The organism is Caldithrix abyssi DSM 13497 (genome assembly GCF_001886815.1).
Taxonomy (GTDB): domain Bacteria; phylum Calditrichota; class Calditrichia; order Calditrichales; family Calditrichaceae; genus Caldithrix; species Caldithrix abyssi.
This window is the reverse complement of the sequence record NZ_CP018099.1, coordinates 4,317,584-4,340,398: the sequence shown is the minus strand read 5'-3', so window position 1 is coordinate 4,340,398 and position 22,815 is coordinate 4,317,584. Positions and strand designations below refer to the sequence as shown.

The window sequence follows — 22,815 nt, the reverse complement described above, 5'->3', positions numbered from 1 at the left end:
TTTTACATAGTCGTCTGCGCTTTCTCCAGATCCGCCTGACTCATCAAAAAGCTGGGCGTAATGAGCTTCGTGAAAATCCCGGTATTGAAAAAAAAACTTAAAATCTCTTCGGCTGTTTTATAGGGCAGCGTTTTAAATTCCTTTTCCCGCTCCGGCAGATCCTTCTCATCGAATACCTGGCCTTTTTTAACCACACAGGCGGCGCAAAATAAAGCCAGTTTCTTTTGTTCGCGCAGCTTTTGGATAACGTCGTTTATGGTTACCGCAACTTTAATGGCGTTTTTTTCAATATCTACTTCCTGCAATAGATCGCGGGCGTTAGTAATGAGCTGGCTTAAAATTTCCATTTGCGCGATCGTCAAATCGGCAAATTCATAAACCGTGCCGTTATGTTCAAATTGCAGTTTTTCCATTATTCCACTCCCTGCCATAAATAGGCGTAAAGTTTTCCGATTGATCCGGATGCCGGTCGAATAGAAAGTAAATAAAACAACCGATTGTAATCATAAATATTACTTTGAGGATTAGGATAAATGGGCGAATCCGTTCCCCAGCCTAAATCCGGCCATTGACCTTTATAAGTCCAGGTTAATCCTCGATCGGTTGTGCGAAAGCGGTGTAATGTTTTGTCGTCGTCTTTGCGTAAAATCAAATCGATATTATTCATATCGTGAGCAATAATAATGTGAGGGAAATAAGCCCAGGCAACGTTCAATTTATTGTCAATTTCTCTTTTTACCCAATGTTTGCCATCAAACCATTGCAGATAATATTTACTGGAAGAATCTTCAAAGATTATTCTGGTCATGAGAATGAGTTCATTAGAGCGCGTGACATAGCCGCCTTGATGATATACTCTAACCGGATGCGTTACGCGCTCCATTTCAAAATATGTATCCAATTCCGCTTTGGTCAAATAGCCGTTAGTTTTAACGTCCTTTTTGAAAGATTCGTCCATATTGTAAAACGTTTCGCCGTCTCTGGTTTTTAAAACATACAATACATAACGCCCCGTGGGATTGCTTAAAGACCTGTCTTCCGGCATCATCAGGATGTAAAGCCAGTCATTTTCTTTACCCCATGGGCGCGTACCGTACGCCCATATATTATCTCCGCCGCCTACGTCCATAATGCGAAAAGCCGATTCCCAGGTTTGGCCGTGATCGGTTGATTTAGCCCATCGCACCCAGCGCGGAATCAAAGACAGGGAATCGCGCTCCCGAAAGCCGCAGTACAAAATTCCATTCTTTTTAAAAAGGTATGGATACGAACCTTCGCCTTCTAAAACCTTAATCTGCGTAAAGCCGTTAGATATATCTTCCGGATTATTACTGCGCATGATGCGGATGCCGCCGTTGTGCCCTGTTTCTGCGTCGTTAAGCTGGTCGTACGCAACAAGAATATGTCCGTCGTCAGCCACAATAATGGCTGGTTGGTGATGTTGCTCAGCATATACTTTACTCGGGCCAACATCAACCGGCCCTATCAAAGAAAGGTCGCTAAGGTTTAAAGCGGCAACGTAGCAGGTAGTGATATTTGTGTTTGGATTATCGCTGTCTGTAATAAAGGCGAAATAGATGCGCTCGCTGCTTCCTTTAAAGTAGTATGCCTCTGGCTGATGATAAAAATGTGTGCTTTGCACCGGGCTGCCAATGCCAGTAAACATATCTGAAAAATTTTGCACGTTGCTATCGAACCAGAGCGGAATTCCGCCGGCGCCTGTCTGGGCGTTAAAGCGGATGCGAAAGCTCTCTTTGCTGGCAAGGTTTTCGCCCTGGTATTCAAAGGCCACTTTTTCAATTTCGCCGCCTTTGGCCTCTTCTTTAAAATCGACCAGGGCCTTAGGGAAGAATATGGCAAACCCGCTTTTTTCATCATACAACAAAAAATCGATTTCCACATTTTCGATGGCGGCAAAAGTTTCAAAATCGCTTATTTCGGTTTGAATAATGGTTCCTGAAAGCGTTCCTTTAAAGCCATAGCTTTTATTCTTCCCATTATCCAGCAATACATTGCCCACGGGCTCTATCTTTGACGAAATTCCGCCAGCTTCGCAATAGCCCAGTTCGCTAAAGGTGGCAAGCCATGTATCGAAATCAATGCGCGGATCGGTCGGTTCGCTAAATTTTTGCGGATCGCGGAATAAAACGCGATATAGGCGTCTTTTTATGCGGCTTAAATCTCGCCTGCTCATTTGTTCTCCTGCTTTAAGTTAATTAAGCCGTCGGCTGTTGAAAACGCGTGCGGAATTCGCTTTTGGAACCTAAATTTTCTGCCTCATAAGTAAACGGGATTTTTTCGATGTCGCCAGATTTGACTGACTCCTGGAACTCCAGAATGGCATTAGGATAAAAAATACACATCCCCGTGTCTTCGGAATAAAGCAAAATATCTTGCTTAACCCCTTCAATCGTTTCCACGGCGGTGTAATCAGCTACTTCGCTTTGCAATAGCGTGCCTTTTAAAGTGCCTTTAATCCCCACCGGCAACCTGGTTCCATCGTCCAGGCTAATCTTTTCCTGCGTTTCGATAGAACTTTCAATGCTGCCGCCTTCGCAGTAGCCCAGCTCCGTAAATGTGGCTAAAAACGTATCAAAATCGGCTGCCGTTGCGGGAACGGAAAAGGCTGCCGGATCGCGATGCAATACGCGATAATGACGACGTTTTACGCTTGTTAATGTTCTGCCCATTGTTAAACCTCCTTTTATAAAAGTTTGATTATTGCCACTAATAAACCGATTAATCCCATGGTCCAATAAATTTGTCTGCGTTGCAAATCAATCAACCGATCGTATTTTTGATTTATGCTTTTTGACAGTTCTTTCATTTGAGATTCAACCCTTATGGCAATTTCACGTGCCTCGCGGGCCTGCATGACGGCTTCAATTACGTTTTTATTAAGATACTCAGCCAACGCTTTGGCTTCGATACTGCGCTTTTGCGCTTCGTCAACCCGTTTCCAAAGCGCCGCAACTTGCTGCTCAATCTTTTTTTCCATTGCCGCTGCTGCTTTGTATTATGTTGGCTAAAGTTTCCTTCATTTCTATCACGGCGTCAATAAAAAACTGTTCTCTGGACATCATTTTTCTTTCCAGTTTTTTTTGCTGCTTGATGACGTCCTTCATCATTTCTTTCAGATCGTGCACATCGTCAATCAAATATTTTATTTGCGTTTTCAACAACGTTTGTTCCTGTCCTAAATCTTTGATGTCTTCTTTAAGTTCGGTATTGGTGCACATAGAAAAAATTCCGCTAATTTTAATTTGCATTACCAAAAACTATTTTTCTCGCATCATATCATAATATTTTTGATAAATTTTTAAATCTTGCATAAAAAACAGAACTCCAGATTTCAGATCACAGAGCCACAAAAGCTGGGCGAAAACCAAGGTACCAATACCGACCGCCGCGAGTGAGGTTCAGGGCGAGCGCAAACACACCGGCGTTGCTGCCATTGACCCAATAGCCACCACGGAGCGGAACACGCTCTCCAAAATTTCGCCACCATGAATGATCATAGCCGTGTGTATTCAATCCTGTTTGTACGGGCCCTATGGCCAGTTTTTTTAAATTATCATCCGCCCCGGGGATATCGTCAAATTGTACAGATATATAGTCTGGACTTGCTCCTTCCATTGTTGTGCCGCGATCAACAGTTGAAAATGAAATTGTTGTTGCTACTCCATCCCAATTCACATAAATGCCTGTATCAAACCAATTTGCTTCAGCGGCCTGAAATGAATTTCCGATAGCGGTAGGCGCCGCGTTCAAATTTCCAGCCACCAATATTTTTCCCTCAACAAGCTTCATGCCATCCACCCACTCCCAGACATTGCCGTTCAGGTCGAACACTCCGTTTTTTATACGGTTGTGCGCCGTTTTTAGGCCGCCGGTTCCGGTCAACCAACGCGATGGATTCGGCCCGCCGAAATTATTTCCCGGGGCCATGACTCCCTTAACGGCGGTGTCCGAATAATCGTCGCCGTATGAGTTATTTCCCAGCGGCATCTGATTTGCCTGGCACCATAAAGCAAGCGCGGCCCATTCGGCGTTTGTCATCAAATGCCAGCCTGTAATTCCATTGCCGTTCATGTTTTGGCATGCCTTGCGCGCCGCGTCAAAATCAATCTTTACGCGCGGATCTTGATTAGGAATACTTTGCGCAATATAATTATGCGCGCTGCCGGCTATGTATGGATTGTAGACATCAGCCGGGTTCGTATCGCCTTCAATTTGGAACGTACTCGGATCATATACCACTGCTTGATATTGACCAATGTAGATCGCGTCAACCACGATTCCATTCACGACAAATGCCGGATGCGGTTCGGTGCTATTAAATCCGTTTACCGGGTCCCAGTTGAACTTGTCGAGTTTAAATACGTAGTTCGGGCGTCCGTTTTTATCACGGATGATTAGGCGTTTTTTCTTTAAGGTCAATAAAGTAAAGTTCATTATTTTGGCAATCCTCTTTTGCTAATCGCAACTATTTCACTTGCCGTTGTACCTATTTTTATTACTTTTTTTGCTCCTATTGGTAATAAATAGCCATTATCAAGATTTTTAAATGTAGCCTGATTTCCATAATCATCCTCAATCACTAAATCCCCCCCCACTCCAATCCAAAACCCTTCCGCCATAAAACTAATCACGTGATCTCCGGTTGATAGATCGATTGTTTCAAAATTTTTAATTTCCATTTTTATCCTCCAAACACATCTTCCACCTGGCACACTAAATAAAAATGCGCCAGCAATGTATCTTGCTCGCTAATGTAATTATTCGTTTCGGAGTAGTCTTCTACCTGGTAAACCCCTGCCGGCAGGGCGTTAATAAAATCGTTTACAATATTTTCCAGCGTCCCGTAACCGTCTTTAGCTTTTACAATGATAAAAATTTCATAACGCCATTCGCCGTTAAAATGCGCGCCCATATCGTCCATTACTTCGATATTTTCCAGGCGCCGTTCGCCAACCACAAACGCCGGATATTTTTCGTTTTCATCAAACACGCGATCCTGTACCAATTGAAAATGCCCGGTGTTTTGCGCAATTTGTAATATTTGATCTACGTTTGCCTGCATAACCCTGATTAATCCATAACAATCATGTAACTCAACAACTAAACAACTCAACAACTAAACAATTCAATAACTCAATTTATACCTTTATAGCCGCTGCCTGCAATCGCTTAACAATTCTTGGCTTGTAAAGCCGATACACGGCCAATAAAAACGGCTTTTTACGAGTCCCCTGTTCGGCAATTTTACGCCGAATCAAGAATGTTGCCCGATTCAATGCTTTGTGCGTCAGGCCGAATTTTTTATAAACCCATTTACGAATCGCTTTTTTAGGCGGCCAATGTGGCTTCGTGCCGTAATGCACAAAAGGTGCGTATAATAAATTTGTGCCAACCGTTAGTAGTAATTTTTCCTGCTCTCGCTTTACCTCGCTTACAATGCTTTTACGCAAATCGCCCGTAACGTTTATGTTGCGGCGATCAAGATATTCCACAACATTAGCCACCATGTCCTCTCCAATATTGGCCAGCTCGCGTTCCAGGTTTTTCTTGATTTGCTTTCTTATCCGGCCAACGATTTTCTTTCCCTGTTCATCCATATTTTCCTTGCCCCATTCAAATTGACGATTGTCGATTGAAGATCAATATTCGTCAATCATAAATCATCAATCATCATTCACCAATCCTACAACGTCATCATCCCCAGCGGTCCGGCGTCCAGTTCGTCGCCTTCGTCGTTTTCAAAGAGCGTAAAATCTTTTATTAAAAGCATGGCCTGACGGAAAAAACCGGCTCTGTAACCGTCTAACTCGCGTTTGCCCATCAATTCGTTTCGGCTTTGTTCAAAACCGGTAGCCATTACAAAGCCGCCTTTTTCCGTCACGCGTAAGTTTAAAAAAGGCAGCGCATAATAAGCCGTTAAATAACTTTCGGCCTGCGCCGCCTTATCGCGCTGATCTCCCGAACTGGCGCTTTCTAATTCATCATATTTAGCGTCGCCGATCAGCTCGCGCAGGCGAACTTCGGCTTTTTTTAAATGAACCGTTAATTTATCCTGAATTTCCTGCGGAAAGTTGCAATCTTCCGTTACCTTAATTTCGCTTGTTAAAGGCATCTCATCCTTTTGTCGTCTTTAATGTTGAGGTTGTTGCCGTTGTTGGAACCGTTGAAGAATTGTGATCGGCAATTAACTGATCAACAGCCACCTTAATCATCGCAAGATCGTCGGCAATATCGCGCAAAGCATCGGCTAAAGAAGGCGTGCCATGCCCTGCAGGCGTTAAATTTGCCCCGCCAGAACCGAATGTTTTTTTAATTTCTGCCATTCTTTACCTCGTCTTTTGTCTTTTTTACGCCACTGTCATCATCTTTTTTGGAAGATTTTTTTTCAAAAAACGCCTTTACGCGTTTGGGCAGGTCTTTGTATTCGTCGTCTTGAATTTTCTGCCCATAGAAATAAATTTTTCCGCCAACGCCTACCGAACGCTTCCCAGTTAGGACATACATTGCTTACCCTCCTTTTGTGTTTTAAAATTACGCTCCTGCGCCTAAAACGACCGCGTCGCCAACCACGTATTTGCAATCGATCTGGCCGGTGATGGTAACCTTTAACAATCGTTCGCGGTTGGAAATATCGCGCCCCACCGTCATTTGCTCGCCAAAACCAACGGCAAGGTTCTGGTTTAAAGTTAGAATAATGCGGTTATCCGGCATGCCGAACACCGGACGCAAAACAACGCCGCGGTAAGGCATTTTTTCACCCTGCAAAAGCACCGTATCGCCCAAACTGGTGGCGCGTTCGCCTAATTCGTCTAAATAGGCGTCCACCACGTTTTGCGAACAGAAAAAGGAAAGCTCTGCGCGTTGATCGCGATAGTCTTTGGGGAGGAGTTTTAACATGGAGTTAAAAACGCCGTCTTTACCGGAATAGGTGGGCGTATCCGGAATGGTATAATCATGCACATCGGCATCGCCTTCGGCCTGTTTAACAAAACCGTCCAGAATCTTTTTCAGTTTGTCGGTACGCGTGGTCCCGGTTAAGGCCGTATCGCCGGTAAATATGAGCTGCACCGTATCTTTCCCCCAGCGCTTGGCAAAAATGCGGTTTAAGGTTTCATTTACGCGATCGCCTTCGATGTTTTTGCGCAAAAAGGAGAACGAAACATCATAAGCGGCAATTACCTCAACCGGCTGCAGCACTTTGCGAATGTGCGTAGGCGCCACCACGTCATCGGGGGCCGGAGCCGTGGCTTCGGTGGCGGCCACCATGGCCGGTTCGCCAAGTTCCAGCGCGTCTAAATTCATGCTGGTTTTAATGCCTGTTTCCACGCGAATGGCCTGCAAAACGGCGCTTTGTTCCACGGCCAGGTCGATAAACTCTTCGGCATCCTGCGGACTGGCCAGACCGCCCAGGCCCGTGGTGATCTGCGCTTTTAAAATTTCCTGAAGTTCTTCGTTGCTTAACATTTTTCCCTCCAAATTTTGTGATCATAAGCTTGGAATGATCTGAAGATCGTTTTACGATTTTTGTTTAGAACGATCTAAAGATCGTGTTACAGGATGGGCAATCCTTTGTAATCTTTTTGCACCTTTTGCGGATCTTCGTCGTCGCGTCCTTCGGCCGATTGTTTGCCGGGGCTGGTTTTTTCCACAGCTTCCAGGCGTTTCTGGAAATCCGTTAACTGGCCTTCCAATTTTTCCATGGTTTCGTTAAGCTTCTGGAGCTGTTCATTTAGATCGGGCATGCTGGTTTGCGTTTGTTGATCCTTTTGCACCGGCTCATCGCCCTGATGCTGGGAATTTTGATTTTTATTGGTAGTCACGATCGTCCCTCCTTCATCTAAAAAACTTAAAAATTGATTAATCGATTCTTTAATCGCCGCCTGTTTATCGGCAATGGCGTCATCGTTTAATATTTCCAGAATGGCGTCGTTTAAAGCCCAGGCCGCCTGGCGCAATTGATCGGCGGCAAAATGGCTGTTAAAATCTTTTTGAATGGGGGCAAAAAGATGCTTGAAAAATTTGCGCAACAAAGAGCCTCCTCGCCCGACGGCCGTTGAGTCTGTTGCAGCGCTCTTTTCAATTCTTTTTCCAAAACCGCCCATGCTTATGCCGGTTATTTCGCCGTTTTTGATTTGTTCCCAGGTCTCGTCATTCTCAACTTTAATGCCCACGCCCCAGGCGCCTTCCGGTTCGTTGGGGAATAGCGGATCGCCCTTGCGAACGATCCAGCTTTCGGCCACAAAGCCTTCGTCGGCTTCGTAATCGTGCTGTTTATCGATATTGGTGGTGCGCCGGGCTTTCATAAAATTATGCGCCGCTTTTTCAATCTCTTCGGCGGTCATAAAATCGCCGTGGGCGTCTTCTTCGTTGGGAGCGTACACAATGCCATAAACCATGCGCTTTTCGGCATCCACTTTTAAAATAGGAACCGTTTTTTCAATAATAGGTTTTTGCTTATTGTCCGCTTTCCAGATAATGGTGCGGTTATTGGCCCCCTTATCAACCAAACTGAGAAATAAAACCTGAACGTCTTTTAATTCGGCAGGCATGTTTTGATCTCCGTTTTTTTTGAATTCAACAACAATTTAAGGCGAGCAAACCATTAAAAAAACGTGATTTTAGCCACGATCTATTTAATTGCGAATAATGGTTTAAAAATAGGAATCAACGAACATCAATCGATAATCATCATTCGTCATTCATCAATTGTGCTGCTTTTTGGGAAAGAGTAGAGGGATGTTCCCACCAATATTTGGCGGAAGGTTTGTTTGTAAAACCGCGTATCTGGGGAATAACCTGGTCGGCGTGCTCCAAAATCCATCGATCGGCTTTTTGAATAGCCTTTTTCTGTTCATCGGTTAGTTCATCCGGAAATAATTCCATAAAATCTTCAATTTCTTCCCTACATAATATCAAATCGTCATGTTCTTCCGAAGGAACATCTGCGTTGGCCAGGTCTTTATAAAACCTGGTATATCTCATAAATGCCGAAGGGAACCATTCTTTAATTTTTTGCTTATCCATAATAATTGTTTGTTAATTGTTTTTCCTTTTTTCATTAATATATACTTGCTATTTCTACTTTGCAAGGCTTTTATTGTTTCCCTTTTTAAACTAAAAATGGTTTTGATTTTATTGCGCACCGGATCAATCGATAAAAATAACCGATTGTCGGTAAATATAATCCGCGGCTCTTTAGATAAATACAATTGCAAATAGATGTCCCTTCCGCCGCGCCGAATCAAATCCATCAATTGCGCATTCATTTCTTCAACGCTTTTCCATTGCGTAAATTCTTCATCTTTGTGTTTATTAAAATGCGCCTGCATATTATCCCATCCGGCGCCCTGAACGCGCGTAACCAGTTTTTTTAATTCTTTAACGCTCAATTGCTCTTGATTATTAACGACATAACTTAATGAATCTTTTAATAACTTGCCCGCTCCGGCGGCGGTTAAATCTATTTCCGCAATTTTAGGCGGTATTTTGGCTTTTACGGTACGCGTACGGCAATTAAAATGATAGGGCGGCAGGGCAAGGCCGTTCGGTAATTTTGACGTTGGCTTGCCAGTTACCTGGTCCGCACGCATCCAGGGCGCAATTTGTTTCACTTCTTCCGGATTTTGCGCATTGAGCAATTTATTTTTTAACTCAACCGCCTGACTAACATGAAAAACCCGTCCGTGCATCTGGCGGCAAATTTCCGTCGTTCGAAGATCCAGCACCGCTTTTACCTGGTAATATTCAACGCCCGCCTGAACATACGCATCCACATGACCCAGTTCACGAGATCTCGTTACCACATGATTGGCAAAGCCTTCCCAGTAGCGCCAGCTAAATTGCTGCAATTCATTACTCAGGGCGCTTTCAAAAATTTTCCCGGCTTTGGAACGACTTAAGCCTTCTGCAATAATTGTTTGCCCGATTCGGGTTACGCGATCGGCCAGTTGACGATCAAAAAAGGAATGCACCCAGTAAATATTGTGATTTTGCAGGGCGGCAATGGCTCGATGGTCGATTTGCTGCAAAGTAGGCGTAACCTGCAAAACGTCTTTTACGCCTTCGATGTAAGTAGAAAGGTGTGTTTCATAAAGAGGTTGCGCTACTTCATTGGCAAAGGCTTCGCCCAGGCGGATTTTCAGGGCTTCGATAATCATATCTAATTCGGTTCTGGAAAAAACCTGTTCGCCTTTGATCTGGCGGATGACTTCATTAATCACCAGGCGTGTGTTTTCGTCCCAGCTGCGCATTAAAACATCTAAAAGCTCATTGGCAAAACGATCGTAGCGATCTTTTTTAACGATCGCCCAGATTTTCCGCAATTCAATTATTGATTTATAAATGAAATATCTTGCCATTATTCGTAATTCGTAATTTTTAATTCGTAATTGTCAAGAAACCCCGTTCACTTTCCGTTCACTTTTGCCTGTAGGCGTTTTTTTTGCGTCGGGAATACTTTTACATATTCTCGTCAAAATCGTCGTTCTCAAGCGATTTTCGGAGCTCAACCAGTATTTTTGTCAAATTCTGTAAATTTACTTCCTGCTGCCGCGGCTTGCGCCCGATCTCTTCGCGCACTTCGTCCGGATCGAGAACCTGGCTATTAATCATTTTTTCATAAAATTCAGCGTCTGCCTTTTGATCGGTGATATCCATCTCTTTTAGTTTTAATTTCCATTTATGCTCCCCAAAGCTTTTAATGATCGTTTGGTTTAGCATGTATTCTAATTTTCTCTGCTCCGGATCGATCAGCGTTTCCTTAAAGATTTTTAGCTGGCCGGCGGTTTCGCCCCCGCCGCCCAGCTGGCCGGCGCTCATAATCCCAAGCATACGTGGCGGAACGCCATGAATCTCAATCACTTCGTCGCGGTTAAAGGTGCGCATGCGATGAAAGCTCATATCGCGATTAGAGCCTTCTTTATCAATGCGCTCTACGCGAATTTTTACGTTTGGATCGTCATTGGCCACCACCATTACCTTTCCGCTATTCTGCGTGCCGATCATATTGTTTTTCAGAAAATTCTTGAGTTGCGTGCGCGCTTTGCGGCTAAGCTCGCCGCCTTCGATAATGATTAAAAAGCGAGCCATTAGTCCCTGAGTAAATTCATAGGCGTTATATTCCACCGCGTTGCGATCCATGCCCATGGTGGCCATGGCCGTAATCCAGTCCGGCAGGCCGTAATAATCATCCATGGGATCGTAATTCAAATAATGCAAAACCTCGTTGCGCTTGCCTTTCCGATCGCCAAAGTTGTTGAATTCCACCTTCTTAAAGGTGCGCACCTGATAGTAACCGCTAAAATCGCGCTTGCGGCGCATGGTGCGCCCGGGAATGTGGTACAGCTCTGCCGCCTCGCCTTTTGTATTGCGCACAATTTCCAAAAAGCCATTGCCAATAGCGTAATAATCGATGAGCATTTTCAAAAGTATTTGCGAAAAATTTTCAAGTTTTGGATTGGGATTTTCCAGAAATGCCGTAATTTGCTTATAGGCCGCGTCCGGTCCTTTATTATCGTCATCGGTGGTCAGGCGCCAACCCAGCGCGCCGGTTACCGCCGCTTTTAAATACACGCAGCGTTTGTGCCAGGAATTCACCTCCAGGTAAAAGAGCAAATCGTCAAATTTGTAGCGCGGCTCAACAATGGGCAATCCCTTAAAATCATCTTTAATCTGCCTGCTCTGCTTTTTTATTTGAACCTTTTCAAAAATTATTTCGCCTTCGTTGGTAACGGCCCAAATTTCCGTTTGTTTGTTCATGGTTTCCCCTTTAATTTTTCATACCAGCGGCTGCCAAACCAAAAGCCCAAAACGATGGACACCCACATGCTTAGAGCGGCGGGCATCTCTTTGTTAATAAAACCGAAAGCCTGGCCAATTACCCAGAACGCACCCAAAAGCCCGAATAACCAGGTGAAAAAAGGGCGGATCAAAGCGCGCATTAAAAGCACAAAATGTGGCACCTCGCTGGCCCTACCTTCATATTCTAAAAAGAAATGCCGCAGGCTTTCGTTCTCTTTTACGGCTATCTCTAAAAACGTTTTATTAAACTCGTATTTTATTTTTTCCGCTTTGCTTTTATCAGGAACCAGCCGATCAAATACTTTGTTTGTTATCTGAATTATATCGCCAATCATCTTAATCTTCCATCTTTTAATCTTTAATCTTTAGTCTTAATCTTTTAAGCTTTTAAACTATAATAATAAAAGCCATGAGCGCGGCCCCGGCAATATCGCCAAGAGCATCTAAAAAAAACCGTTTTTTACTGCCATAAATCTTTTCCACATCATCCTTAAAATATTCGAATATTTCCCACAAAACAGCGACAAGCAGAACAATCTCCATGGCTATTTGCCCGTTTTTAAAAATAGCCAGCGCCAATTTTGCCAAAATTCCGCCGCCCAAAATATGAAACCATAACCACTTGTTTTGATAGACCGCGTATTTAAATAATGAATTCATAACTCAAAATTCAAAATTAAAAATTCAACATTTTTTTAAACCATTCCACATCAATATTTGGGCAGCTCTTTAAAGGATCAAATTCGTAATGCCCGTAAATTTGATCAACATCTATCTGGAACTGCTTCATCAGCAATTTTAATAAATTTATCAGGCTGTAAAGCTGCGCTTTGCTAAAGGTTTTTACGCCTACCAGCGCCACGCCAATGGAATCGTAATTATGGCCGCGGCAATGAGCGCCCATTTTTTCAATAGGGCGCCCTTCCAGAATCAGGCCGTCATGTTCCGGAACCGGATGTAAATTTTTAATATTTTGATATTCCGGATACACGTTGCCGATCAAAAAATGATAGCCGATGCCATCCCAGCCGCGCTGCTTATGCCAGGCGTCGATGGCCTGCACATTGCCCCATTCGCTATCGGTGCAATGGATTATTATTTTTCGTATAGGGCGCATATTACAATTACTCTTGCTTTGTCATTTTAAATTATTGTAATCTCTGTTTCTCCTGTACGGCCAGTAATCTGTTCTAAAAGCCGGATGGCGCCTTCCAGCGCGTCCGGGCCATCGTCGTGCGCGCCATCCGGAAAATCCAGCAATTGTTCAATGAGCAGCTCGTTATCGCCAGCGCCCTGCACAAAGCGGATTAAGCCGTTTTCCACCAGGGGCGAAAGACGCTCGATGCGCAATTCTTTATTTTCCTTTTGCACAACCGTTTTAATAGGTAAGTGAAAGCCCTCTTCCTTTGCGGCGCGAATAAATTCTTTTTTGAGCAAAATCTGAAAACCATTCGTCTCCAGTCCAATGCGATGTGGGCGGATCTCGTCATAGAGCGTATAGGTACGACGAATCATGCGGTCGATGCTGGCCTGTTTTATCCAGCTATAAATAACGTCGTAGTATTTGTCCGTCCATCCCACAAACACCACGGATTTAAAATCGTTTTTGCGTGTGGCCCCAACGCTGGGATCAATAAAGGCGGCGATGCGTTTGTATTTTTCTTCCGGTCGGTTAATGCGCACAATCCATTGATCCTGAAAGGGGCGCGTTTCGTCTGACAATATTCTTAAAAGATATTGTTTAGAATAGGCTATTATGCCAATAACTTTGCGAACCTTTTTAAGGCGCGTCAGTGGAAAGCGCTGCGGGCAGGTCGCGCGCCCTTTGTTGTTTTCTGCAGGTAGCAAAAAAGTTTTAATCTCTTTATTTTTCTCCAGCTCTCCGGCCACACAGTAGCGAGCAAGGCGCGTGCATAAATAAAATATCTGAAATTTTTTTGCCATAGCAGGAAATAACTGGTTGTAAATATATTCTAATCTTTTTTTGGTTTGAGCCGGATTTTTAACGCTTTCTTCGTTCTCAAAATCATCCACAAAAGCAATGCCAGGGCGGTACTGCATATATCGGCGACCTAAAATTTTGCTCTTATATCCAAAGGCCTTCCACTTAACGCCGCTGGTGGTGGTAAAATCTTCTTCTGCCCAATCATGGCTCTGCAAATCGCCAAAATCCTGCTTAATGCGTGGATTTTCTTCCAGCTCTACCTTCACAGTTAGCATCTGCTCTGCGGCCTGATCTTCTGTATCGCTTACCACGATGATATAAGGATTTAATTTATAAAGCGTGGCATATAATCCATACGCTGTTATGAAAAAAGTCGATTTTCCCCATCCTCTAAAGGCCATTATCTGAATGATTTCGTTCCAGATGTGAATTAATTTTTCGCACTGCTTCTGGTGGCGGTCAAAATCCTCCTCAAAATGGTGAGGAAGATAAGTTTTGCAAAAATAAAAAAAATCCTGCCTGGCTCGATTGCGACGTTTGACCTTGCCTTCTGGCGTATCATCAGGAAAAGGCTTCGCCTCGGCTCTTATGCGCCTAATAAGTTCCTCAGCTCGTCGATCGTATTCTCTTACGCTTATCTTTTTTGCCATAATTATCCCGTTTTATATCTTTCGCGCATATAAACTAAAAAATCGGGCAGTAATTCTTGCAGCTTTTCATAAAGTTGGGCGTTTTTCTGTTGCAGGTAATAGGCCAGCTGCTCCATTACAAGCAAGGTGCTGCCCAAAATATCCACTTCATTATCCAGGCTTTTAATGCTTTTAATAGCCTTAACGATGCGATCCACGCTTTTGGCGTCTAACTTTTGCAGGTTGCGCACATCGTCCGCCAAAAGTTTCATCAGCTTTTCGCTAACAAACTGTGCGGATGTTTCCATTTCGTATTTGCGTTCGTCCCAGTTGCGTTCTTTTTTCCAGCGGTAAAGCGTGGTGCGGCTAACGCCCAGGGCCGTGGCAATATTTTCAATCGATTTTCCTTCACGAATGTACAGGCGCTCCGCCTGAGGCAACAGATTTTTGGCCATTACTTCCCTTTTAATTTCCATGAATCAATTTTTTTTATTAAATTACAAATGTAATTTCCATTCTAAAACGTGAATCTCAACACGTAAATAAAAGAAAGGATGAAAACATGAAGACTTTAATTATTTTATTTTTTTTAGTGGTATCCTTTAATTTGAATGCAAAAAATATTGACGCAAGAGACAAAAACGTTCTTAACAATAAAACAACGACCACTTTTAAAAATCTTAATGTTGAGCGCCCATCAAAACATACTCACAAAAATGATGACGATATAAAAGATAAATATAAAAATACTTATCAACGTACGGAATTTCCCTATCTGGTATTGTTCCCAGTTTCAATTATTGCCTTTACTTTAAGCTACGATTATTTTAAGGAAGTAGACAATATAAACGATCAAATAAAACAATATGATATGATGAATTTAGATTCGCGCTCATTAAACGCCATAAAAAACCGTAAGCAAAACGCCGCCTATTTCTTATTGCTTGCCGGAATAGCCAATACAATTATTACATTCAAGCCAGTGAAGGTTTACGCAGATCAGCATAAAATAGGTTTTTTAATTAAATTTTAAAGCGGGCACAAACAGCCCGCTTTTTCTGCCAGTCATGGCGGCCAACCCAAACCAGAGGGCATTATTTCAGCCATGGTGCCATATTTTGACCGGCAAGGTCCCTTTTATTTATATCTCTTTTTTTCTATTCTTTTAAAATATCAAATATTGTTGTTTGGATTGCGTTTACTTTATCAATTCGTCCAAGAGCTAAATTTAGTATATGTAAGCCTAATTCTGGATCAACAGCATTACGTAAGCATTTGCGTTTGAAATTTAAAGAATATTTTGATAAATCGAATCCGAATCTTTTGTTCATGCCAACATAATCAATACGATCTTTTGCTTTGTATTTAATATTTTGAATCTGGAAATTTGTCCAGAATAAATGACGTCCAATTTTTTTAGCCGGAATTAAAGGCTGGTAATAAGGAATCACATTTTCAACCACCCATTTTTTACCATGTGGCATAAAATTTTTTAAGAAAATCACTTCCTGATATAAAGTCATATCTGGATATTTTGCCTCTGCGCTAACGCCATTTTTATTCAATACATTTGCCCGACGAATTTTTGAGTGTGTTTCACACGGGGGAGAGCTCCATATAAAATCATATTCTTTGTAATGTGCTAAAAGATATTGGTGAGCGTCGGCAACAATAACTTTATCATCTGGAAAATAATCCTGATATATTTCTGCTATTTGGGAATTAATTTCAACCGCTGTAACATGGACATTCGTCCATAGTTTTCGATTGCCGCCTATTCCTGCATACAAGTTTAATACTTTATACATATTATATCGGTTATAGCTAAAATCAATTTTTCACAGAAAAAGGGGCGAGGCCAGGATGCTAGCCAAAGCCTGCCCCGGTGGACTAATGGCCGGATTTTAATTGCTTTTCATTCATGTATTTTTGATAATATCCATAGTTTTTAAGTTCAAATTCTCTCTGTTTTTCAACAATGTAATCCACCCTACCAAACTCTTCAGGCCTCCAGCTGGTAAAGTTTTTATAGAGTTTGTAATAATTAATTTTTCCTTTTAATTCTTTTATCAAACGTTTAGACGCTCTCATAATTAATTACCTCAAGTCATTAATCATTAACCATAAACCCCTTACCTTTTCCTGGGATATACAATATAATCCACCTGCGCCTCGCTTAAAAAATACTTATCAGCCAGCATAATAATAGCCTCTTTAGCGCCGTAAATACGCTTTAAACGCTTAAACTCACGCCTGATCTTGCGATCACGAATGATTATCATTACATGATCTGCTATGCGCTCCAACTCGTGCTCGTTGAATCTTAATATCTCTTTCTTTAGCTGTTTTACATCCATGTCATTTGCTCTTAAAATAATTTTCAAGCGTGTTGTGGTTGTCGACTATTTTGTTGTAAAGCTCTTTTAATACCTGTACTTCTTCAGACTCAAGAGAAACGTCTAAAAAGGTTACGCCGTGATGTTTTAAAATTAAACGCCCAGAGCTGGCTCCGTTTTCTTTTACGATTTCAAGATCATGCCGCCTATCTCGATGAAGGATTTTGCTCATTTTCTAAATCCTCTTTTTGCTGGTTTTTTATAAAGTTTTTAGCCTCTTGCAGAGTGTTGAATTTTCCGACTATCTTAAAATTTTTACGCGCCCAATATTCATTGTTTTGCATTTTTATTACAGAATAAAATTCGCGTTCTTCAATAAGCTGCGCCTGCATAAAACCTCCTATGGTTTGGCTTTTAAAGAGCGCAAAAGTACATTAGATTTACTCTTGCGCTCTAAACTTTTTTACGCAGCATCCGCGTCGCTGGCTGTTTTTACTTCATACCAGAATGTTTCATCCTGCACCACTTCCACGCCCAGACTGCGCAAGGTTTCGGCATCCACTTTTTTCGTGGTATAATCCTGGATAATCTGTTCTTTGTTCACGTCTTCTTTAATGCGGATGTACTGTTTTTTGAATGGCGTGCGTTTAATGATCTCTAAAACCGCCTTCCAGGTAAATCCTTTCAGGCTTTTGGCTTTAGGAGTACCTAAACGGAAACCTACTACGCCGTTGGCCAGCTCTCTGGATTTGCGTTTTTCGAATTCATCTTTGTTTTCTTCGCAGAACAAACGGATTTCATTTTCCAGTTCGGCAATTTCATTTTTTACCGGATTAACGACCTCGTCCAGCGCCTTGCGTCTTTTAGCCTCAGCCTCGTTATATTTTGCAACTGCCTGGTCAACGTAGCTCTGTTTTTCAGCAATTTGTCGCAAAGCTTCGTTAACCTCGTCCCAGGTATTTAGATTGCTTTTTATAATGACTTTTTTGCGTGCCATGTTACTTCCTCCTATATTGGTTAATTTGGTTAAATAGCTCAATGCTTTCGTTAGATAATAATAGCCCGGCCTGTTCGGCTAAATCATATATTAGCTGCGCGGTGGCCACCAAAGGCATGATTCGCAGCCTTTTAAGATAATTGGCGTTTTCCAGATAAACGCCGTTCGAAACGATGCTTTTGTGCTCCTTTAATATCTCAGCGAGGCACCATTTGTAAAACCTGTGCATTCTCGCTTCTATGCTTCCTGATGCTGACGAAGAGGCCGTCATTTTATCTCTCCAAAACTTAACGCGTCTTCTTTCGCCGGAACCACGATTTCTAAGTTTTGCACCGGATATGATAATTTAGGCGTTTTTAATGCCAGCCTGAGCTTACCGTCGCTCAAAACTATGGTGCGAAAAAAAATATAAACAACCTTGTAAATTCGGCCGCCGTAACGTACGTACATCCCTCTGCGGATGAGGCGGTTTTTTTTGTCAAACATTGTTATCTCCTCTTTTTTTTCTCTTATCCAGCCAGGTTTACGGTCGTTTTGGTCAGCCTGGCAATGGCATTCTTTACGCGGGCAATGGTTTCCGGATTGTAGTATTCGCCGTTAATCACTCTGGCCACGGTTGTCTTTCCGTAGCCGGTCGCTTCCGCAATGCGTTGGTAGCTTAGGCCATGCGCTTTTACCATTTCTTTAAGCTCTAACATAAAATCTTCTTCCTTAAACCGGGCGTCGCCGCGCAAAAATACTTCTTTCATCTTTTCATAAACAAAGCGGTCCATCTGCAAAGGCGTTTTGCACACAAGAGCTACCTGTTCGCGCATTGCGTCGCTTAATATTTTGCCAAAACGAGCTTTTAAATATTCTTTTCTGCACTCCAAATTCATCCAGCCGTATTCCTCCGTTAAAATTTCAAATTCCACGCGATCCGCCACATCTGGCAGGGCCATTATTTTACCGCGCAAACTCTTATGGCCAATCAAAACAACGCCAAACAGTTCCGTTTCGCCTAAAAACGAAAGCTCGCGCAGTTCCTTTAAAGCGCGAATGGTGTTGCCGTGTAAGTGCTGGCTCTGCTCGATAATCACCGTAACCTTACGCTTTTCAGCCCCCTTTACCTTAATGCCTAAAAGTTTTGCTAATTGCATCTTTTTGGCGAACGTGTCGCGGTAGGGCCGTTCGCCACCGTCCGAAAGCTCCGCGATCATGGCGTTCATGATCTGACCGATGGTTACGCGCGTATCGTCCAGCATCTTCAGGTAAATCACCACATGCCCGCCCTTTTTGATCAATTGATCGATCACGTAAGCCATCAGCGTCTTTTTGCCGCCGCCCCATTCGCCGATTACCGCCTGAAAAAGACCGTCTTCAATGCCTTCTAAAATATTATTGGCCGCCCTCATAAAAGCCGAACCGCGCCAATCTCTGGGCTTTACGCCAAATTGCGCCAGAATGCTTGACCTGAACTTCATAATTACGCCTCCTTTATTTGTTTTTTTTAAAACAGGGCCCAACAAGCCTCATTAAGCCCTTGAGCCCTGCCGCCACACATCCCCTTTTCAGGAGACTTTACTTTTGGTTTATATGATTTTGACGTTCGCGCTAACATCCTTAAATAGCTTCCTTTTGTTTTAAAATTTTGATAATGGTATCGATCTTTTCTTTTTCAAGTGTTTCCGCTAACAATTCGTCAAATAAATGCGCCACCTCTGCGTAACTGCGCGCGTTTAGCTCGCGCGCGATGTAAATTTTGGCGGCGTCAACGCTTAAAAACCGTTCATCTTTCATCTTTGATCTTTCATCTTCAAAATGCGGGCTATCCGGAATAATATTCTTAGCGGTAGGCTTCATTTTAAGTAGTTTGCGATTCTCTTCTTTTTTCTTTTCTCTTGCGTCTTTGATCTTTTCCTCATAGGATTTTAAGGCTTTTTCGCGGTAGGTGTCTTTAAAGCGTCTAAAGTTATCCCAGGCGCGCGGACGAAATTCTTTAATTTCAAAATATTGGCCGTCTTCTTCGCCCTGGCCTACCAGTTCGCCGCGCAGGTTGCGGTGCAACAATACCCATTTCCCAAGATAACGTTCAGGAGCCTCGTACAAAACATTATCCACGCTAAAGGTTAAATCGTTGCCCACTTTGCGGCGCAGCGGCCAGCTGGCCAACTGCAAAATATCGCCGTCAAACGTGCGCGGCGGGTAGGCCAATAAATCGCGTTCGTAAATTACGCGCTTTTTTTCATTGCGATAAAGCGGATGTTTTTCTTCGGCTTCCTTAACGCAATACTGGAACGCCAGCTCGTTTAATTCCGATAGCGTTAAAATAGCGCCTTCGCCTTTTTCCATTAAAATGTAAAGCTCAAACCGCTGCCAGAAGGTGCGCCACGTGCGTTCGATCTTGCCCATTGCATTATGGTTGTAAGCCTCTGGCAAACGCTTTTCAATGCCCAGCGCTTCTAATAGTTGCGTAACTTCTTTTTTAGAGCCAACCGCGCCGTTATCGATGCGTAAATAATAAGGCGCATAACGCAAAGGGTGCGCATCTTCTTCGCGGAACCAGGCCCATTGCAAAAAGTTTAGCCCCATGTACACATTTTCGCCCGTGGCCACGTAATAGCGCACCAGCCGCAAACCGCTTTTACCGTCGCGCAAACCAGCCAGCCATAAAGCCAGCGTTTTTTCTTTGTTTTTTAAATTTAAGCTTTTGCCATTCAGCTCTAACAAATATTCGCCGCTTAACGAATCGTAGCCTTTAATAGATATATATTCGCTGCGCGAAAAGTCGATGTAATGCACCTGATTGCTAAAATCTTCCACAAAGCGCGCTACCGCTTTCTTTTGCCTAAAACCAGCCTGGCGCAAACGACGGTTTACCGTACTCACTTTTAACAGGCCGCGGGGAATTTCGCCGCGCTCTTCCAGCAAACAAATGGCGTCTTCCGTGCGCAACTCGCGCCCTTTGTAAGTCATTGATTTTGCCTTAAGTTGCGCCACTTTAAAGATTAGTTCATCGTCAATTTTATTCTGAACTTTTTTGCGAACGCGGCTCGGGCCGTAGCGCTTTTCGATTTGCCGATAGAGCTTTTGCTTGCTAATACCAAGAACCGCCGCGTATTGCTCTACAATAGCAGTTTTCATGCCCCACGGCGCGCGGTCAATCTCTTTTTTGATTTCGCTTACGTCCATTGCTTTTTGCTCCTTTTGGATTTATTATTTATGATTGTAATCGCCAATCCTCTCCTCTTCCAACAACTTCTCCAGACCTATAATCACCTTACTCGCCTCGCTCCGGCTTAGCATTTCTACCGTTTTATTTTTTCCGGTTTGCTTCTTGATAAATCCGATAAGCCGAAACGGATTGCCAGACCATCCTAAAGCATATTCCAGAGCGCCAATTTTATTAGCCTGCGCTTGCGTTAAAAAATGGCGTCCATCGCCGGCCCGCCCGCTGCCGGAATAATGCCGCCCGCCATCAACGCGCAAGGGCGCTTTACGGAAGCTTAAAAGCTGGATGGCCTCGTGCGCCTCATGCCCGGTTAGCTCTTTTGTCGATTTTTTCCCGAATTGATCAAAAAGCCAATCGTGATAATCATCATCATCGTAAAAATGATGCGCCGCCAGCGCGCGTATTAACTTAATTTGCTTTTTACTGGCCATTGCTTGCCCCTCAATCAATTTTCTAAAAGTCCAGACGTCTGGACTCATAAGTTGTTGTTTTTTATAATTCGCTTTTTCTTAAAGGTGACGCCAGCGTCACCGTTCCTAACTGTCATTCTTCTCCCGCCACGGCGGGAAAAGTGCAGTTGACTGCACCCTTTGTACACCATTTTTACCTCATTTTGGTGTACGGAAGGTGACGACGTCGTCACCTCACTCTTCCAGAAACTCCGTCAACACAGCAGCCCACTGCGCCTCGTTCTTTTCCCAGAACGTTTTTACTTTTGAAAACAAATGAAAAAACTCCTCGCGCACCTCAAAAACATCATCCGCCTTTATCTCTGCCTTGCCGATCATTTTTACAAAGTCCTTGAAGTATTCGCGCGCCAGACCGATAAGCTCTAACTTCCTGCGCCGATCGTTCTCCACCTTTTCATATTTCTTTTCAAGCTCTTCAATGCGTTTTAAGCGCGCCTCCGTAGCTTTTAATTCTTCCTCACGCAATTTTAACGTGGCTTCCAATTGCTTTACTCTGGCTCTCAAAACCCCTGTTTTAACCTCTTCCTTATCCCGTTGCACGCGCGTAATGCGTTTGGCTAATTCTTTAGCGCTCAGTTTGCGCGCTTCGGCTAAACTTAGCCTTTCGCCGTTTACTTCAATCTCTTCGCCTGAAAGAATAGCGTTAAATTGCTCTTGCGATAGACGGGCAAGTTCAATTAATTTCGATTTCCCTAATCCTTCGAGTGCCGACGTCGGCACTTCTTGTACACCATCCCCCCCCTCATTTTGGTGTACGGAAGGTGCCGACGTCGGCACCTTTTCAGCATTAAGTAGTTTTTGACCTAAATTTAATTCTTTAAATACGGTTCTTTTTTTCATTCCCACACTTTCGTAGTATGCCCGAAACGAACTAAACCCCAGCGCCAGATAAAGCTTTTCTTCTTTGATCTGGTACAAACATTTGGCCGCTTCAAACAGATGCGCCTGGGCCCGCATGTGTAATTCCCAGGCCTTATCCTGCATCTTTTTAGAAACTTTTACAACCTTATCGCCTTCTTCGTCATACACGCGCAGTTCCTCTTTGGCCTCGTCAACCTTTTTAACGAGATCCAACGCCTGTTTTTCATTCATAACCAAACCCCTTCTTTAATGTTTAATCTTTACTCTTTTCATCTTAAAAAAGGACGGATGCGCTCTTCCACAAACTGCACGCTCACCCCGACCCGATTGGCAATTTCGTTAAGCGTTAAACCGGCTTCGCTGGCCAGCGCATACCAGGCGGCGTCTTCAAAACCTTTTTTGGCAATATCGTGCATTATTTTATCAATCTCATCGCGCCCTTCCGTTACCAGGCGGATGGCGTGCCGAACGCTAATATCCAATGTTTTTGCGATGCGTTCGTAGGTAAAGCCTCTGCGGTATAGGATCAGCGCTTTGTTTTTCATG

Annotated in this window: 36 protein-coding genes; 1 reads left to right on the top strand and 35 read right to left on the bottom strand. The window is 43.3% G+C overall.

All coding sequences use genetic code 11. From position 1 onward, the window contains the following. Positions 1–2: 2 nt before the first annotated feature. The 22 genes from Cabys_RS17020 to Cabys_RS16915 all read right to left on the bottom strand — a co-directional run bounded on the left by Cabys_RS17020 (position 3) and on the right by Cabys_RS16915 (position 14,870). Entirely contained in the window at positions 3–413 is a 411-nt protein-coding gene (locus Cabys_RS17020) for a hypothetical protein (protein WP_006928160.1), read from the bottom strand. Next, on the bottom strand, positions 413–2,194 hold the full coding sequence (locus Cabys_RS17015; RefSeq protein ID WP_006928162.1) for a BNR-4 repeat-containing protein: 1,782 nt from the start codon (positions 2,192–2,194) through the stop codon (positions 413–415). The genes Cabys_RS17020 and Cabys_RS17015 overlap by 1 nt, the downstream gene beginning before the upstream one ends. 22 nt (positions 2,195–2,216) lie before the next feature. Then, on the bottom strand, positions 2,217–2,690 hold the full coding sequence (locus tag Cabys_RS17010) for a hypothetical protein (protein WP_006928163.1): 474 nt from the start codon (positions 2,688–2,690) through the stop codon (positions 2,217–2,219). A 14-nt stretch (positions 2,691–2,704) separates the two neighbouring features. Then, positions 2,705–2,998, bottom strand: coding sequence for a hypothetical protein (locus Cabys_RS17005; protein WP_006928164.1), 294 nt, complete (start codon positions 2,996–2,998; stop codon positions 2,705–2,707). Next, positions 2,982–3,269, bottom strand: a complete 288-nt coding sequence (locus tag Cabys_RS17000) for a hypothetical protein (RefSeq protein WP_225868902.1) — start codon at positions 3,267–3,269, stop codon at positions 2,982–2,984. The genes Cabys_RS17005 and Cabys_RS17000 overlap by 17 nt, the downstream gene beginning before the upstream one ends. Before the next feature lie 88 nt (positions 3,270–3,357). After that, positions 3,358–4,455 (bottom strand): SUMF1/EgtB/PvdO family nonheme iron enzyme, encoded by a 1,098-nt coding sequence (locus tag Cabys_RS16995; protein WP_006928166.1) that lies wholly within the window; start codon positions 4,453–4,455, stop codon positions 3,358–3,360. Further along, positions 4,455–4,700: a spike base protein, RCAP_Rcc01079 family gene (locus Cabys_RS16990; RefSeq protein ID WP_006928167.1), complete on the bottom strand. Its 246-nt coding sequence runs from the start codon at positions 4,698–4,700 to the stop codon at positions 4,455–4,457. Before Cabys_RS16990 ends, Cabys_RS16995 begins: the two co-directional genes overlap by 1 nt. A 2-nt stretch (positions 4,701–4,702) precedes the next feature. Then, complete coding sequence (locus Cabys_RS16985) at positions 4,703–5,083, bottom strand: hypothetical protein (RefSeq protein ID WP_006928168.1); 381 nt, start codon at positions 5,081–5,083, stop codon at positions 4,703–4,705. Between the two features lie 76 nt (positions 5,084–5,159). Next, a complete protein-coding gene (locus Cabys_RS16980; RefSeq protein ID WP_006928169.1) occupies positions 5,160–5,618 on the bottom strand; it encodes an HK97 gp10 family phage protein in 459 nt (152 codons plus the stop codon). An 86-nt stretch (positions 5,619–5,704) separates the two neighbouring features. After that, a complete protein-coding gene (locus Cabys_RS16975) occupies positions 5,705–6,133 on the bottom strand; it encodes a hypothetical protein (protein ID WP_006928170.1) in 429 nt (142 codons plus the stop codon). Position 6,134: 1 nt separating this feature from the next. Beyond that, a complete protein-coding gene (locus Cabys_RS16970) occupies positions 6,135–6,344 on the bottom strand; it encodes a hypothetical protein (protein ID WP_006928172.1) in 210 nt (69 codons plus the stop codon). Beyond that, positions 6,331–6,525, bottom strand: a complete 195-nt coding sequence (locus Cabys_RS16965) for a hypothetical protein (RefSeq protein ID WP_006928173.1) — start codon at positions 6,523–6,525, stop codon at positions 6,331–6,333. The genes Cabys_RS16970 and Cabys_RS16965 overlap by 14 nt, the downstream gene beginning before the upstream one ends. A gap of 27 nt (positions 6,526–6,552) precedes the next feature. Then, positions 6,553–7,485 carry a hypothetical protein gene (locus tag Cabys_RS16960; protein WP_006928174.1) on the bottom strand — a complete coding sequence of 311 codons (933 nt, stop codon included), beginning with the start codon at positions 7,483–7,485 and terminating at the stop codon, positions 6,553–6,555. Positions 7,486–7,571: 86 nt separating this feature from the next. Next, positions 7,572–8,570: an XkdF-like putative serine protease domain-containing protein gene (locus Cabys_RS16955; protein WP_006928175.1), complete on the bottom strand. Its 999-nt coding sequence runs from the start codon at positions 8,568–8,570 to the stop codon at positions 7,572–7,574. A gap of 139 nt (positions 8,571–8,709) precedes the next feature. After that, complete coding sequence (locus tag Cabys_RS16950; RefSeq protein ID WP_169313634.1) at positions 8,710–9,003, bottom strand: hypothetical protein; 294 nt, start codon at positions 9,001–9,003, stop codon at positions 8,710–8,712. Continuing rightward, on the bottom strand, positions 9,000–10,343 hold the full coding sequence (locus tag Cabys_RS16945; protein ID WP_169833731.1) for a structural protein: 1,344 nt from the start codon (positions 10,341–10,343) through the stop codon (positions 9,000–9,002). The genes Cabys_RS16950 and Cabys_RS16945 overlap by 4 nt, the downstream gene beginning before the upstream one ends. A gap of 136 nt (positions 10,344–10,479) precedes the next feature. Next, entirely contained in the window at positions 10,480–11,778 is a 1,299-nt protein-coding gene (locus Cabys_RS16940) for a phage portal protein (protein ID WP_006928179.1), read from the bottom strand. Continuing rightward, positions 11,775–12,155 (bottom strand): hypothetical protein, encoded by a 381-nt coding sequence (locus Cabys_RS16935; protein WP_006928180.1) that lies wholly within the window; start codon positions 12,153–12,155, stop codon positions 11,775–11,777. The genes Cabys_RS16940 and Cabys_RS16935 overlap by 4 nt, the downstream gene beginning before the upstream one ends. 52 nt (positions 12,156–12,207) lie before the next feature. Next, positions 12,208–12,480 (bottom strand): hypothetical protein, encoded by a 273-nt coding sequence (locus Cabys_RS16930; RefSeq protein ID WP_006928181.1) that lies wholly within the window; start codon positions 12,478–12,480, stop codon positions 12,208–12,210. Between the two features lie 16 nt (positions 12,481–12,496). Further along, positions 12,497–12,937 carry a peptidoglycan recognition protein family protein gene (locus Cabys_RS16925; protein WP_006928183.1) on the bottom strand — a complete coding sequence of 147 codons (441 nt, stop codon included), beginning with the start codon at positions 12,935–12,937 and terminating at the stop codon, positions 12,497–12,499. Between the two features lie 26 nt (positions 12,938–12,963). Beyond that, a complete protein-coding gene (gene terL, locus Cabys_RS16920; protein WP_006928184.1) occupies positions 12,964–14,415 on the bottom strand; it encodes a phage terminase large subunit in 1,452 nt (483 codons plus the stop codon). Between the two features lie 2 nt (positions 14,416–14,417). Then, on the bottom strand, positions 14,418–14,870 hold the full coding sequence (locus tag Cabys_RS16915; protein WP_044281114.1) for a phBC6A51 family helix-turn-helix protein: 453 nt from the start codon (positions 14,868–14,870) through the stop codon (positions 14,418–14,420). An 86-nt stretch (positions 14,871–14,956) separates the two neighbouring features. On the opposite strand from Cabys_RS16915, the gene Cabys_RS16910 reads away from it, so the two are divergent. Further along, positions 14,957–15,427 carry a hypothetical protein gene (locus Cabys_RS16910; RefSeq protein ID WP_006928186.1) on the top strand — a complete coding sequence of 157 codons (471 nt, stop codon included), beginning with the start codon at positions 14,957–14,959 and terminating at the stop codon, positions 15,425–15,427. A 124-nt stretch (positions 15,428–15,551) separates the two neighbouring features. Here the strand turns inward: Cabys_RS16910 and Cabys_RS16905 are convergent, their stop codons facing one another. The 13 genes from Cabys_RS16905 to Cabys_RS16845 all read right to left on the bottom strand — a co-directional run bounded on the left by Cabys_RS16905 (position 15,552) and on the right by Cabys_RS16845 (position 22,814). Continuing rightward, a complete protein-coding gene (locus Cabys_RS16905; protein ID WP_006928187.1) occupies positions 15,552–16,202 on the bottom strand; it encodes a DNA cytosine methyltransferase in 651 nt (216 codons plus the stop codon). An 82-nt stretch (positions 16,203–16,284) separates the two neighbouring features. Then, positions 16,285–16,485, bottom strand: a complete 201-nt coding sequence (locus Cabys_RS16900; protein WP_006928188.1) for a hypothetical protein — start codon at positions 16,483–16,485, stop codon at positions 16,285–16,287. Between the two features lie 41 nt (positions 16,486–16,526). Beyond that, positions 16,527–16,751, bottom strand: coding sequence for a hypothetical protein (locus Cabys_RS16895; protein WP_006928189.1), 225 nt, complete (start codon positions 16,749–16,751; stop codon positions 16,527–16,529). 1 nt (position 16,752) lies between these two features. Next, complete coding sequence (locus tag Cabys_RS16890) at positions 16,753–16,962, bottom strand: hypothetical protein (protein WP_006928190.1); 210 nt, start codon at positions 16,960–16,962, stop codon at positions 16,753–16,755. Beyond that, positions 16,937–17,122 carry a hypothetical protein gene (locus Cabys_RS16885; RefSeq protein WP_006928191.1) on the bottom strand — a complete coding sequence of 62 codons (186 nt, stop codon included), beginning with the start codon at positions 17,120–17,122 and terminating at the stop codon, positions 16,937–16,939. The genes Cabys_RS16890 and Cabys_RS16885 overlap by 26 nt, the downstream gene beginning before the upstream one ends. A 71-nt stretch (positions 17,123–17,193) precedes the next feature. Further along, entirely contained in the window at positions 17,194–17,727 is a 534-nt protein-coding gene (locus Cabys_RS16880) for a host-nuclease inhibitor Gam family protein (RefSeq protein ID WP_006928193.1), read from the bottom strand. Position 17,728: 1 nt separating this feature from the next. Beyond that, on the bottom strand, positions 17,729–17,956 hold the full coding sequence (locus tag Cabys_RS16875) for a hypothetical protein (RefSeq protein ID WP_150109261.1): 228 nt from the start codon (positions 17,954–17,956) through the stop codon (positions 17,729–17,731). A 38-nt stretch (positions 17,957–17,994) separates the two neighbouring features. After that, positions 17,995–18,213 carry a hypothetical protein gene (locus tag Cabys_RS16870; protein ID WP_006928195.1) on the bottom strand — a complete coding sequence of 73 codons (219 nt, stop codon included), beginning with the start codon at positions 18,211–18,213 and terminating at the stop codon, positions 17,995–17,997. 23 nt (positions 18,214–18,236) lie between these two features. Next, a complete protein-coding gene (locus Cabys_RS16865; RefSeq protein WP_006928196.1) occupies positions 18,237–19,190 on the bottom strand; it encodes an AAA family ATPase in 954 nt (317 codons plus the stop codon). Between the two features lie 139 nt (positions 19,191–19,329). Further along, on the bottom strand, positions 19,330–20,898 hold the full coding sequence (locus Cabys_RS16860; RefSeq protein ID WP_006928197.1) for a hypothetical protein: 1,569 nt from the start codon (positions 20,896–20,898) through the stop codon (positions 19,330–19,332). 24 nt (positions 20,899–20,922) lie between these two features. Beyond that, positions 20,923–21,417 (bottom strand): regulatory protein GemA, encoded by a 495-nt coding sequence (locus tag Cabys_RS16855; RefSeq protein WP_081475032.1) that lies wholly within the window; start codon positions 21,415–21,417, stop codon positions 20,923–20,925. A 165-nt stretch (positions 21,418–21,582) separates the two neighbouring features. Further along, on the bottom strand, positions 21,583–22,500 hold the full coding sequence (locus Cabys_RS16850) for a hypothetical protein (RefSeq protein WP_006928199.1): 918 nt from the start codon (positions 22,498–22,500) through the stop codon (positions 21,583–21,585). 38 nt (positions 22,501–22,538) lie between these two features. Beyond that, entirely contained in the window at positions 22,539–22,814 is a 276-nt protein-coding gene (locus Cabys_RS16845) for a hypothetical protein (RefSeq protein WP_006928200.1), read from the bottom strand. Position 22,815: the final 1 nt, after the last annotated feature.